Raw genomic sequence first — 12,783 nt, 5'->3', positions numbered from 1 at the left:
AACCGACCCTTGAGCTCGCCCACTCCGGAGCATCACGTTCCGCTGCTGAACATCGCCAACGTCCTCACCATGGTGCGGATCGTCCTGGTGCCGGTGTTCGTCGCACTCCTGCTGCTGGACGCCTCCGCCTCCGCCGCCGGGGTGCTCGAGGCGGAGAACGGCCCGTGGCGGTGGGCGGCGGCCGGGGTCTTCGCCGCGGCGATGATCACCGACAAGATCGACGGCGACCTGGCCCGGTCGCGGAACCTGATCACCGACTTCGGCAAGATCGCCGATCCCATCGCGGACAAGCTGCTGATCGGCGCCGGTCTCATCATGCTCTCGCTGCTCGGGGAGCTGCCCTGGTGGGTCACGGTGCTGATCCTGGTCCGCGAACTGGGGATCACCGTGCTGCGCATGGTGGTCATCCGCTACGGGGTCATGCCGGCCTCCCGCGGCGGGAAGCTCAAGACGGTCCTGCAGAGCGCCGGGCTCCAGCTGATGCTGCTGCCGCTGGTGGTGATCGCCACCTGGCTCGCGGCCGTGGCGTTCTGGATCATGATGGCCGCCCTCGTGGTCACCCTGATCACCGGGGCCGACTACGTGGTGCAGGCCGTCCGGCTGCGGCGTGACGCCCGGGCGGCCGGTGGAGGGGCCCCGGACGGGACGGCCGGCCACCCCCACGACGACGATCTCCGATGACCGGGCCGTCCCAGGACGCCGAGCTCGTGGCTCGGCTGACGGAGCTGGGTCTCACCGTGGCGACGGCCGAGTCGCTGACCGCCGGGGCCGTCTGCTCCCGACTGGCCGAGGTGCCCGGGGTCTCCTCGGTGCTACGCGGGGGAGTCGTGTCCTACACGAATGCGCTCAAGACCGACCTCCTCGGCGTGGAGGCCGAGCTGCTGGAGGCGCGCGGTGCGGTCGACGACGAGGTCGCCCGCCGCATGGCCTGCGGCGCCCTGCTGACGACGGGGGCGGACGTCGGCCTCTCCACCACCGGCGTGGCGGGACCGGAGCCCCATCAGGGTCAGCCGGTCGGGACCGTCTGGACGGCGGTCGCCGTCCGCACCGCGTCGCTGAGGCGCGCCGGACTGCGGGTCTCCGAGGACTGGGAGCCGCGCACCCTGAGCACTGAGGTCGGTCCCGTGAGGGTCCGCTGTCGGGCTGAGCTGCGACTGTTCGAGGGCGACCGCGCCGCGGTGCGGGCCGGATCGGTCGAGGGCGCGGTGGGCCTGCTCAGAGATCTCGCAGAATCTGTGCCGCCCGACCACAGGCCCCACGGATAGGCTCGGGAACAATTCGGGCCGGGAGTCCGTTGTGGACACCAGAGAAGACAGAAGTGCCCATACTCCACGAAAGGGAGACGCCATGGTGAGACAGCCGGTGACCGTCAACGGTGTCACCCGGTGGAAGGACGTCGCCGAGGAGACCGTCGCCGCGGTGGAATCCCCGGAGGCCAAGGGTGTGGTGCTGCGGCAGGAGATCGGAGACGTCCTGCGCAGCATCCGTCAGTCCGAAGGCAGGACTCTGCGCGACGTCTCGCACCGCGCGCGCGTCTCGCTGGGATACCTCTCCGAGGTCGAACGCGGCCAGAAGGAGGCGTCCTCCGAGCTGCTGGCCTCCATCTGCGCCGCCCTGGACGTCCCGCTGTCGGCCATGCTCAGCCAGGTCGCCGAGCGGATCGCGTTCGCCGAAGGGGTGCGGGACACGGTCCCGGACACGGTGCCCACCGAGCTGCAGCGTGAGTTCGGACCCGGCGTCGTGCCCGACGGGGTGCCGGATGAGCTGACCAACGGCGAGCTGGCCCGCAGCAGCTGACCCGGGGCACTACGATAGAAGGATGGGCGACGGACGACGAGACACGGTCAGCGCACTGGAGCGCGAGTTCAACCGGCTGTTCATCCGACGACGGTTCAACGCCCTGCAGCTGACCCGGCTCATCGATCCGGAGATCGAGCCCTCCTCGTACAGCCTTCTGGCGACCCTCCAGCAGGAGGGTCCGATGCGCATGACCTCGCTGTCCCGCCACCTCGGCATCGGCAAGCCGACCCTCTCCCGCCAGCTCAGCACCCTGACCGCGCGGGGCTGGGTGTCCAAGACCGCCGATCCCGACGACGGCCGGGCCCAGCGCCTGGACCTGTCGACCGAGGGGCGGCGCCGCCTCGAGGAGGCCCAGGCCGACCGCACCGAGCGGTATCTGGCCATGCTCGAATCCTGGGACGATGCGGACGTCACCGAGCTCTACGGTCTGATCTCCCGCCTGAACCGCACCTACACCGAGTTCGACGCAGCCCAGGCGGAGGCCGCCCGGCAGACCCGGTCGGTGTCCGCGGCCCCCGCGGCCGGAGCCTGAACGCGTGCGGCTGAGCCGGTTCTGGAACCTCATGGAGGGCGAGTTCGGCCCCTCCTACGCCCATGTCCTGGCCGACACGCTCGTCCTGAGCGCCCACCAGCTCACGGCCCGGCAGGCGCTGGAGTCCGGTGTGGCACCCCGTGAGGTCTGGGACGCCGTGTGCGACCAGCAGGAGATTCCCGCGGAGCGCCGGCTGGGCGAGGACGTCCCGCCCCGCCGCTGAGCGAGGTGCGGACACGCCGAGCATCTTCGAAGCTATGTTCGATGCGTGCGGTAGTCTCTTCCACAGGTCGCCCGCAGTCCGCCCGTCGGATGCGGGTTCTCCACAGAAGCCGCTCTGCACTCCGGTGATGTCAGAGGTTCCCCGTAGTGTCGGGCACGCCAGGAGGCAGAGCGATCCTCACGCCGCAGCATGGCCCTTCGCGGGCCGGTTCGCGGTGCGGTGCGGGGACGCTTCGACAACCGACGACGTCACGTGAGGTGTGAAGATGGCAGTCAGCCAGGATCGGCAGAAGGCGCTCGAGGCGGCGCTGGCCCAGATCGACAAGCAGTACGGCAAGGGATCGGTGATGCGTCTGGGCGATGAGACCCGGGCGCCGATCGAGACCATCTCGACGTCGTCCATCGCCATGGACGGGGCACTCGGGATCGGCGGCTTCCCCCGCGGCCGCGTGGTGGAGATCTACGGGCCGGAGTCCTCCGGCAAGACCACCGTGGCGCTGCACGCGGTGGCCAACGCGCAGAAGAACGGGGGGATCGCCGCGTTCATCGACGCCGAGCACGCGCTGGACCCGGTCTATGCGGAGAAGCTGGGCGTGGACACCGACTCCCTGCTCGTCTCCCAGCCCGACACCGGAGAGCAGGCCCTGGAGATCATGGACATGCTGGTCTCCTCGGGATCGCTGGACATCGTGGTCATCGACTCGGTGGCCGCGCTGGTGCCGCGCGCCGAGATCGAGGGGGAGATGGGGGACAGCCACGTCGGTCTCCAGGCGCGTCTGATGTCGCAGGCGCTGCGGAAGATCACCGGACGGCTCGCCCAGTCGAAGACCACCGCGATCTTCATCAACCAGCTGCGTGAGAAGGTCGGAGTGTTCTTCGGATCGCCGGAGACGACCTCCGGAGGCAAGGCGCTGAAGTTCTACTCCTCGGTCCGGGTGGACGTCCGTCGCATCGAGACCCTCAAGGAGGGCACCAACGCGGTGGGCAACCGCACCCGCGCGAAGATCGTCAAGAACAAGATGGCTCCGCCCTTCAAGCAGGCGGAGTTCGACATCCTCTACGGCGAGGGGATCTCCCGCGAGGGCGGGCTGATCGACGTCGGCGTCGAGGAGGGCCTGGTCAAGAAGTCCGGGGCCTGGTTCACCTACGACGGAGACCAGCTCGGTCAGGGCAAGGAGAAGGCCCGTCAGTTCCTGAAGGACAACCCCGATCTGGCCGACGAGATCGAGCGGCGCATCAAGCAGAAGATGGGCATCCCGCAGGCCGGCGTGCAGGACGATGGTCCTGAGCTGCACGCCGTCGACGGCCCGGCCTGATCCCCTCCATGACGGAACAGGCCCAGCAGCAGACGCTCTCCGACCTGCGGCGGGCGGTGGAACGCATAGAGTCCGCCCCCGCCGCGGTCGAGGAGGCACAGGACCGTCCGGCCGAGACGGCCCGGTCCGACGTCGACGCGGCCCGACAGCTGGTGCTGAGGAAGCTGACCGGCTCGGCCAAGAGCCGCCATCAGCTCGCCGAGGCGCTGCGTGAGAAGGAGTTCGAGGAGCCGGTGATCGCCGAGGTCCTGGACAGGATGCAGGACGTGGGGCTCGTCGACGACGCCTCGTTCGCTCAGACATGGGTCCGGACGAGGCACGAGACCAAGGGGCTCGGCGCCCGGGCGCTGCGTCGCGAGCTTCAGGACCGCGGCGTGCCGGAGGCCGACGTCGAGGCGGCACTCGATCAGCTCACCTCCGAGGACGAAGACTCCGCGGCGCGTGAGCTGCTGGACAGACGGCTGGGTGAGACGACGATCCCGGCCGGGAACGGGGCCGAGGAGCGCCGGGAGCGGGAGAAGCACATGCGCCGCCTCGTCGCCATGCTCGGTCGACGCGGCCACGGCCCGGCGGCGGCGATGCGCCTGGTCCGTGAGGCGTTGGACGAACGCACCGACTGAGCAGATCGCCCGACGGCGTGAGGAGGGCCCGGAGGCGTAGAATCGTCTGCGCAGACGACGCGCCATCCACCTCCGCCCGCCGGAAGATCAGCGAGCCATCCAATGACCGACGCCTCCGTGACCGAGAATCCTGTGACCGACGCAGCGACCGATGTGCCCGCACGCACCTACGAGGTGCGCACCTTCGGCTGCCAGATGAACGTCCACGACTCCGAACGGATCGCAGGACTCCTCGAAGAGGCCGGATACAGCCGGCACGAGGAGGAGTCCCAGACGCCGAACCTCATCGTGTTCAACACCTGCGCGGTCCGTGAGAACGCCGACAACAGGCTGTACGGACACCTCGGACAGCTCCGACCCGTCAAGGACGAGCACCCGGACCTGCAGATCGCCGTCGGAGGGTGTCTGGCGCAGAAGGACCAGCGCATCGTGCAGGAACGCGCGCCGTGGGTCGACGTCGTGTTCGGCACCCACAACATCGGTTCGCTGCCGACGCTTCTGGACCGCTCCCGCCACAACGACGCCGCCGAGATCGAGATCCTCGACGCCCTCGAGACGTTCCCCTCGACGCTTCCCACCAAGCGCGACGCGGTCTACTCAGGGTGGGTCTCCATCTCCGTGGGGTGCAACAACACCTGCACCTTCTGCATCGTGCCCGCCCTCCGAGGCAGGGAGCGTGACCGTCGTCCCGGCGAGATCCTCGCCGAGGTGCAAGCCCTCGTCGACGACGGTGCCGTCGAGGTCACCCTGCTGGGACAGAACGTGAACACCTACGGCGTGGAGTTCGGAGACCGCGCAGCCTTCGCCAAGCTGCTGCGCGCCTGCGGCGAGATCGAGGGACTCGAACGGGTGCGCTTCACCAGCCCCCACCCCGCCTCCTTCACCGACGACGTCATCGACGCCATGGCGGAGACGCCGAACGTGATGCCCCAGCTGCACATGCCGCTGCAGTCCGGCTCCGACGCAGTGCTGAAGGCCATGCGTCGGTCCTACCGGTCCAAGCGATTCCTGGGCATCCTGGACAGAGTCCGGGAGCGGCTGCCCGAAGCGGCCGTCACCACCGACATCATCGTCGGATTCCCGGGTGAGACCGACGAGGACTTCGAGGACACCATGCGGGTGGTCGAGGCCTCCCGCTTCTCCTCAGCCTTCACCTTCCAGTACTCCCCGCGGCCCGGGACCGAGGCCGCCGCGATGGAGGACCAGATCCCCAAGGACGTCGTCCAGCGCCGCTTCGAACGGCTCATCGCCCTGCAGGACAGGATCACCGCCGAGGAGAACCGGTCGCAGGTCGGCGCCGTCCGAGAGCTGCTGGTCACCGCCGACGCCGGATCGAAGAGCCGAGAGACCGGGCGGCTCTCCGGCAGGGCCCCGGACCACCGGCTCGTGCACTTCTCCGTCCCCGACGGAGCACCGAGCCCCCGACCGGGCGACTTCGTCACCGTCCCGATCACCGGCGCCGGAGGCTTCCACCTGCTGGCCGACCCCACCCCGGACCAGTACCGACTGCGCCGGTCCCGGGCGGGTGAGGCCTGGGACCGGTCGCAGGCGGAGTCCTGCGGAGTGGGCACCACTCAGGTCGCCGGAGCCGAGCCGGGCGCCGTCTCCCTGGGTATGCCCTCGCTGCGGGGAGCGCTCTGAGCCCGTGGACCCCGACTCAGGCACCGCCGCAGAGGACCTCGGAGGAGCGGCGCCGACGGCACGGGCCCCCGTGGTCGTGCTCGTCGGCCCCACCGCGTCCGGAAAGTCCGCGCTCGGCGTCGCGCTGGCCCGGCGACTCGGCGGAGAGATCATCAGCGCCGACTCCATGCAGCTGTATCGGGGGATGGACATCGGCACCGCGAAGATCACCGCGCAGGAGTCCCGATCGGTGCCGCACCATCTGCTCGACGTCCTCGACGTCACGCAGGAGGCCTCCGTGGCCTCCTACCAGCAGATGGCCCGCAGCGCCTGCGCAGACATCCGTTCCCGAGGACGGACCCCGCTGATCGTGGGTGGGTCCGGGCTCTACGTGCGGGCCGCGGTGGATGAGATCGACTTTCCTCCCACCGACCCCGACCTCCGGGCGGCGCTGCACCGTCGACTGGACTCCGAAGGGGCGCACGTCCTCAGGCAGGAGCTGGCCGCGGCCGATCCCACCTCGGCGGAGACCGTCCGGGACGACCGGCGCCTGGTCCGGGCCCTGGAGGTCGTCACGCTCACCGGACGCAGCTTCGCCTCCTACATGCCGCGGCGGATCCACCACGAGCCCATGACACCGGTGGTGCAGATCGGCCTGCGCGTCCCCCGCGAGCTGCTGCATCGTCGCATCGCCGCCCGCGTCCGAGAGATGGTCGACGAGGGGCTGGAGGCAGAGGTCGCCGATCTCGACCGGGCCGGTCTGAGGAGCGGACGAACGGCCTCGGCGGCCATCGGCTATCAGCAGATGCTGGCGGTGCGCGACGGTGCCGTGACGCGGCAGGAGGCCGTCGAGGACATCATCGTCGCCACCCGGCGTCTGGCGCGCCGGCAGGAGACCTGGTTCCGCGCCGACCCCCGGATCAGCTGGATCGACGTCGACGAGGACACCACGACGGAACAGATCACCGAGGCCGCGCTGTTGCACATCAGGACGGATCCGCCGAACCGCGACGGCCGTCGGTGACGCCGATCCGTCGCATGAGCCCATGACGACGCACCCCCACCACTGAGGAGGACCCGTGGCCCACCACCTGGCCGCACTGGACGAGCTCACCGGTCTCGAGGTCGTCAAGGCCCACGCGACCGGCAACGACTTCGTCATGCTCGTCGACCCGGCCGGCGACCACGATCTGCGACCGGACCATGTGGCCGCGCTGTGCGACCGGCGCCTGGGCATCGGCGGGGACGGTCTGATCCGAGCGGTGCCCGCCGCCCACGATCCCGACGGGCGCCGGCTCCTCGAGCAGCACCGGGAGGAGATCTCCGCGGCCCAGGAGGGCACCCCGCAGACGGAGGCGCCGACGGTGTGGTTCATGGACTACCGCAACGGCGACGGATCGGAGGCCGAGATGTGCGGCAACGGCGTCCGCGCCTTCGCCCACCTGCTGGTCAGCGACTCCCTGGTCGAACTCGACCAGGGGCAGGAGCTGGTCATCCTCACCCGCGCAGGGGTCCGCACCATGCGGCGGGTGCCCGAAGGATACTCCGTCGGCATGGGGATCTGGTCGTTCATCGATCCCGAGCTGGCTCGGGCCGAAGCGTCCGACGCACTGGTCATGTCCGCCGGCCTCGCCGACCCGCGTCCGGCGCTTTCCATCTCCATGGGGAACCCGCACACAGTGGTGGCCCTGCCCGACGACGACGCCCTCGAACAGCTCGACCTGACCACAGCACCGGGTGTGGAGCCCGTTCCGCGCCGGGGGACGAACGTCGAGTTCGTCGTCCCCGCGGAACCCCTGGTCGACCGGGGCGTCGGTGCGGTGCGCATGCGTGTGCACGAGCGCGGAGTCGGCGAGACGATGTCCTGCGGCACCGGCGCCTGCGCGGCGGCCGCGGCGGTGCGCGTGTGGGCCTCCGGCGACGGGGTCGACACCTGGGACGTCAGCGTCCTCGGCGGCGTGGTGCGGGTGAGGTTCTCCTCCCGCGACGACGGGGCGGAGGACGTGGAGCTCTCCGGTCCGGCGGAGATCGTCGCGCGGATGACCCTGTCCTGAGGGACCGGCTCAGGAGGGATGCCGTGCCACGCGCAGCAGCCGGAAGCCCTTCTCGGTGTCGGGACGGTCGACGGTGAAGTCCTCGCCGACGGCGGCGAGCATGGAGCGGATCCAGGTCAGCAGCGAATCTGCCCCGAGGTTCTTCGCCACCACCAGCCACGCCTCGGAGTCCTCGGCGAGCCGAGGCAGCCACAGCTGCAGGAGCTCATGGAGGACCTGCTTGCCCACCCGGATCGGAGGGTTGGACCAGATCGTGTCGAACCGGACGCCGGAGGGCACCTCCTCCGGGGACATGACCTCGAGGTTCTCGAGCCCCAGCCGGTCGGCGTTCTCCCGGCACAGCAGCCGTGCGCGCTCGTTGACGTCCACGGCCCAGACCGTCGCCGCGGGGGATCGCACCGCCATCGTCAGGGCCACGGGTCCCCACCCGCAGCCGATGTCGAGCAGATGGCCGGACGACGCAGGGTCGGGGGAGCGGCGCAGGAGCACCTCGGTGCCCCGGTCGATCCCGTCGGGCGAGAAGATCCCGTTGGCGGTGACGACCGAGGTGCGACGGTCGTCCAGGACGACGTCGACCTCGCGGCGGCGCATCGGCGACCCGGGGGCGGAGGTGAAGTAGTGCTCGGAGCTCACGCAGAGCATCGTATCGGCTATGATGGCGCCCATGCGGCTGTACCGGATCTGAACCGTTCTGCGCCCCCACGCGCCCGTCCATGCGGTCGTGGCCCGCGGCGCCCGACCATCGCCCGTCGACGTCGGCGAGGTCACCGGCAGCCTCTCAGAGCACCCAGCACCACCTCTCCACAGCGACCCCCTCCTGCCGTGAGGGTGTCGGTGCCGAGTCGTAGGATGGGAGGACGCCCCGGTGAGGGGCCGTCGGGCGGGCCGCCCGACACCGGGGACCCGGCGGATGCGACCGAGGTCCCCTCGAGGAGATCATGACGAAGAACCAGCACACCCCAGACCATCCCGACCCGTCGAGCGGCGGAGCGGGCGCCGGGCGCGACGAGGCGGTCGACGCGGCGATCGCCCGGATCCTCGCAGCGGATGAGGCCTCGCCCTTCGTGAGCGACGGACCGGACCGGCTGAACCCCCTCGACGCCCAGGCCCGTGAGCTGCAGGAGGACGGCGCCCATTCGGCGGTCGACGGCGACCAGCTCGACCTGTTCGAGCGGCGTTCGCTGCGTCGTGTCGAGGGGCTGTCCACCGAGCTCGAGGACGTCACCGAGGTCGAGTACCGCAGGATCCGCCTGGAGCGGGTCGTGCTCGCCGGCCTCTGGACGTCCGGACCGGCGGAGGAGGCCGAGCACTCCCTGCGGGAGCTCTCGGCCCTGGCGGAGACCGCCGGCTCCACCGTGCTCGACGGATTCATCCAGAAGCGCAGCCTTCCGGACCCGGGCACCTACTTCGGCTCCGGCAAGGCCGAAGAGATGCGACAGGCGGTCGCGGAGCTCGGCGCCGACACCGTGGTCGTCGACTCCGAACTGGCCCCCTCGCAGCGACGTGCCCTGGAGGACATCGTCAAGGTCAAGGTGATCGATCGGACCGGTCTGATCCTCGACATCTTCGCCCAGCACGCGAAGTCGCGCGAGGGCAAGGCCCAGGTGGAGCTGGCCCAGATGGAGTACATGCTCCCGCGTCTCCGCGGCTGGGGCGGATCGCTCTCCCGCCAGGCCGGCGGTCAGGTGGGCGCCTCCGGCGGCGGCATCGGTTCCCGCGGTCCCGGTGAGACGCAGATCGAACTCGACCGTCGTCGCATCCACAAGCGGATGGCCAAGCTGCGCCGGGACATCGCCGCGATGAAGCCGGCCCGGGAGGCCAAACGTGCCAACCGCCGCCGCCGCGCCGTACCGTCGGTGGCCATCGCCGGCTACACCAACGCCGGCAAGTCCTCGCTGCTGAACCGACTCACCGACGCCGGCGTCCTGGTGGAGAACGCCCTGTTCGCCACGCTGGACCCGACGGTGCGCAGAGCCTCCACTCCCGACGGCATCGGGTACACCCTCTCCGACACCGTCGGATTCGTCCGACAGCTCCCCACCCAGCTGGTCGAGGCCTTCCGCTCCACCTTGGAGGAGGTCGCCGAGTCGGACCTGATCCTCCACGTGGTCGACGCCTCGCACCCCGAACCGGAGGCGCAGATCCGGGCGGTCCGTGAGGTGCTGACCGAGGTGGACTCCCACCTGGTCGACGAGATCATCGTCCTGAACAAGGCGGATGCGGCCGAAGACCATGTGATCGAGCGGATCCGTCGCCGCGAACCGCACACCGTGCTGGTCTCGGCCCGAACCGGGGAGGGGATCGACGAGCTGCGCCAGCTGATCAGCAGCTCCATCCCCCGGCCGAACATCGATATGGAGCTGCTGGTGCCCTACGCGGAAGGGGACGTCGTCTCCCGCCTGCACGGGGAGGACGCGGAGATCCTGACCTCCGAGTACCTGCCCGAAGGGACGCGCATGAGTGTGCGGGTGCGTCCCGAACTGGCCGCAGAGCTCGAACGGCACCGGGTGGAGCCGTCGGCCGACCAGGACCGTCGGTGAGGTGACGACCCGGTGACCACGACAGCCTCGACGGGCCATCTCGAGTCCGTCCGCCTGCTCGACCACGCCGTCCGGGCTATGGGCGGAGTCCGACGTGAGGGTCAGCAGGAGATGGCCGGACGCGTCGCCTCCGCACTGCGCCGAAGACGACACCTGCTGGTCCAGGCCGGCACGGGCACCGGGAAGTCCCTGGCCTACCTCGTTCCGGCCGTCGTCCACGCCCTCGACGCCGACCGCCCCGTGCTCATCTCGACGGCGACGCTGGCCCTGCAGGCCCAGATCATGGGACGTGATCTGCCGCGCCTGCTGGAGAGCATCGATGAGGAGCTCGACCGAGACGTGGAGGTCGCACTGGTCAAGGGGCGTGCCAACTATCTGTGCCGCCACAAGCTCGACGGAGGGTTCCCCGAGGAGGACGACGGCCGGACGCTGTTCGCGCTCGCCTCCGAGTCCGGGGACTCGGCGGCGCCCGCAGGGCCGGGGACCGCGCTGGGGCGTGAGGTCGCCCGTCTGCGCGAGTGGGCGGAGGAGACCGAGACCGGCGACCGGGACGACCTGGTCGAGGGCGTCTCGGACCGGGCGTGGCGTCAGGTGTCGGTGAGCGCGGTGGACTGCGTGGGGCCGCGGCGGTGCCCGATGGCCGCCGAGTGCTTCTCCGAGCTGGCGAGGGAGCGTGCCCAGGACGCCGACGTCGTCGTCACCAACCACGCCATGCTGGCCATCGACGCCTTCGAGGGTCTGCAGGTGCTGCCGGAGCATGACGCGGTCATCGTCGACGAAGCCCACGAGCTCGCCGACCGGGTGACCTCAGCGGTGACCGAGCAGCTCTCGGCCCAGAGCATCCGGGCCGCGGCATCGTCGATCCGACGCCACACCGACGCCCAGCCGGAGGACCTCGTCTCCGGTGCGACCGCCGTGGACGCCGCCTTCCACGGGCGGGACTCCGGACTGCTGGTCCGCGGCCCGGACGCGCAGCAGCGACAGGCCCTGGAGCTGACCAGGAACGCCGCGCGGACCCTGCTCTCCGACACCCGCCAGTCCGCCGACGGGGAGGCCGACTCCGGGCGGACCACCGCCCGCTCCCGCGTGCAGGCCGTCCACGACACCGCCGAACGGATGCTCGCCGTCGACGAGACCGCCGACGTCATCTGGCTGACCCGTCCCGGCGGGTTCACCCCCGGAGTGGGATATCGCGAGGCGGACACGGAGGAGCCGCCGACCCTGTACGTCGCTCCGACCACGGTGGCGGGACGGCTGCGCGAGAGGCTCTTCGGCGACCGGACGGTGGTGCTGACCTCGGCGACCCTGACCGTCGGCGACAGCTTCGACCCGGTGGCCGGCTCCGTCGGGCTAGTGGGAGACCGTGCGCCCCAGTGGGACGGAGTCGACGTCGGCAGTCCCTTCGACTATCCGTCCCAGGGCATGCTCTACGTCGCCTCCCATCTGCCGGCGCCGTCGCCGAGGAGCGCAGACCGGCAGCGCGACGAGCTGGCCGAGCTGATCGAGGCCTCCGGAGGAGCGACGTTGGCCCTGTTCTCCTCCCGCCGGGCGGCCGAGGAGGCGGCGGAGCAGCTGCGGGAGCGGCTGGACGTCCCCATCCTCTGTCAGGGCGAAGGGACCATGTCGGCGCTGGTGCGTCGCTTCGCCGAGGAGGAGCAGACCTGCCTCTTCGGCACTCTGAGCCTCTGGCAGGGCGTGGACGTCCCGGGCCGGTCGTGTCGGCTGGTGGCGATCGATCGGATACCGTTCCCCCGTCCCGACGACCCGCTGATGAGCGCGCGCACCCAGGAGGTCTCCCGCTCCGGGGGCAACGGATTCATGCAGGTCTCGGCGACCCATGCCGCCACACGGCTCGCACAGGGGGCCGGTCGTCTGATCCGCACCTCCGAGGATCGCGGGGTGCTGGCCGTACTGGACTCACGTCTGGCCACGGCGCGGTACGGCGGGTTCCTGCGTCGCTCGATGCCGGACTTCTGGCCGACCACCGACGGCGACGTCGTCCGGGGTGCCCTGCGCCGCCTGGCCGCCTCTGAGTGAGCGTCCCGCGGACGGCCGTCCGCTGAGCGGCCGTTCAGCCGC

Annotated in this window: 13 protein-coding genes; 12 read left to right on the top strand and 1 reads right to left on the bottom strand. The window is 70.6% G+C overall.

Features of this window, described 5'->3' with window-relative positions; genetic code table 11:
- The first annotated feature begins 9 nt into the window (after window positions 1–9).
- The 10 genes from pgsA (at window position 10) to dapF (ending at window position 8,164) form a co-directional block, all read left to right on the top strand.
- On the top strand, window positions 10–681 hold the full coding sequence (gene pgsA, locus N7E59_RS01760; RefSeq protein ID WP_261623179.1) for a CDP-diacylglycerol--glycerol-3-phosphate 3-phosphatidyltransferase: 672 nt from the start codon (window positions 10–12) through the stop codon (window positions 679–681).
- Complete coding sequence (locus N7E59_RS01755) at window positions 678–1,265, top strand: CinA family protein (RefSeq protein ID WP_261623178.1); 588 nt, start codon at window positions 678–680, stop codon at window positions 1,263–1,265. The genes pgsA and N7E59_RS01755 overlap by 4 nt, the downstream gene beginning before the upstream one ends.
- Before the next feature lie 82 nt (window positions 1,266–1,347).
- Window positions 1,348–1,797: a helix-turn-helix domain-containing protein gene (locus N7E59_RS01750; protein ID WP_261623177.1), complete on the top strand. Its 450-nt coding sequence runs from the start codon at window positions 1,348–1,350 to the stop codon at window positions 1,795–1,797.
- Window positions 1,798–1,819: 22 nt separating this feature from the next.
- Window positions 1,820–2,332: a MarR family winged helix-turn-helix transcriptional regulator gene (locus N7E59_RS01745; protein WP_261623176.1), complete on the top strand. Its 513-nt coding sequence runs from the start codon at window positions 1,820–1,822 to the stop codon at window positions 2,330–2,332.
- A gap of 4 nt (window positions 2,333–2,336) precedes the next feature.
- Window positions 2,337–2,555: a DUF3046 domain-containing protein gene (locus tag N7E59_RS01740; protein ID WP_261623175.1), complete on the top strand. Its 219-nt coding sequence runs from the start codon at window positions 2,337–2,339 to the stop codon at window positions 2,553–2,555.
- Window positions 2,556–2,820: 265 nt separating this feature from the next.
- On the top strand, window positions 2,821–3,870 hold the full coding sequence (gene recA / locus N7E59_RS01735) for a recombinase RecA (RefSeq protein ID WP_261623174.1): 1,050 nt from the start codon (window positions 2,821–2,823) through the stop codon (window positions 3,868–3,870).
- A gap of 8 nt (window positions 3,871–3,878) precedes the next feature.
- A complete protein-coding gene (locus N7E59_RS01730) occupies window positions 3,879–4,490 on the top strand; it encodes a regulatory protein RecX (protein ID WP_261623173.1) in 612 nt (203 codons plus the stop codon).
- 102 nt (window positions 4,491–4,592) lie between these two features.
- A complete protein-coding gene (miaB, locus tag N7E59_RS01725) occupies window positions 4,593–6,131 on the top strand; it encodes a tRNA (N6-isopentenyl adenosine(37)-C2)-methylthiotransferase MiaB (RefSeq protein ID WP_261623172.1) in 1,539 nt (512 codons plus the stop codon).
- Window positions 6,132–6,135: 4 nt separating this feature from the next.
- Window positions 6,136–7,134, top strand: a complete 999-nt coding sequence (miaA, locus tag N7E59_RS01720; protein ID WP_261623171.1) for a tRNA (adenosine(37)-N6)-dimethylallyltransferase MiaA — start codon at window positions 6,136–6,138, stop codon at window positions 7,132–7,134.
- Window positions 7,135–7,189: 55 nt separating this feature from the next.
- Window positions 7,190–8,164: a diaminopimelate epimerase gene (gene dapF / locus N7E59_RS01715; protein ID WP_261623170.1), complete on the top strand. Its 975-nt coding sequence runs from the start codon at window positions 7,190–7,192 to the stop codon at window positions 8,162–8,164.
- A 9-nt stretch (window positions 8,165–8,173) separates the two neighbouring features.
- Here the strand turns inward: dapF and N7E59_RS01710 are convergent, their stop codons facing one another.
- Window positions 8,174–8,797 carry a class I SAM-dependent methyltransferase gene (locus N7E59_RS01710; RefSeq protein ID WP_261623169.1) on the bottom strand — a complete coding sequence of 208 codons (624 nt, stop codon included), beginning with the start codon at window positions 8,795–8,797 and terminating at the stop codon, window positions 8,174–8,176.
- A 305-nt stretch (window positions 8,798–9,102) separates the two neighbouring features.
- Here N7E59_RS01710 and hflX point away from each other — a divergent pair, with 305 nt between their 5' ends.
- Both hflX and N7E59_RS01700 read left to right on the top strand, forming a co-directional pair.
- Window positions 9,103–10,704 (top strand): GTPase HflX, encoded by a 1,602-nt coding sequence (hflX, locus tag N7E59_RS01705; protein WP_261623168.1) that lies wholly within the window; start codon window positions 9,103–9,105, stop codon window positions 10,702–10,704.
- A 12-nt stretch (window positions 10,705–10,716) separates the two neighbouring features.
- The gene (locus N7E59_RS01700; RefSeq protein WP_315942971.1) at window positions 10,717–12,741 is read left to right on the top strand and encodes an ATP-dependent DNA helicase; all 2,025 of its coding nucleotides are present in this window, start codon (window positions 10,717–10,719) and stop codon (window positions 12,739–12,741) included.
- The last annotated feature ends 42 nt before the right edge of the window (window positions 12,742–12,783 follow it).

The sequence above is a fragment of the Nesterenkonia marinintestina genome (assembly GCF_025420485.1).
Taxonomy (GTDB): Bacteria; Actinomycetota; Actinomycetes; order Actinomycetales; family Micrococcaceae; genus Nesterenkonia; species Nesterenkonia marinintestina.
Note: the sequence above shows the minus strand (reverse complement) of the source record. Positions and strands in the feature narration are given on the sequence as shown.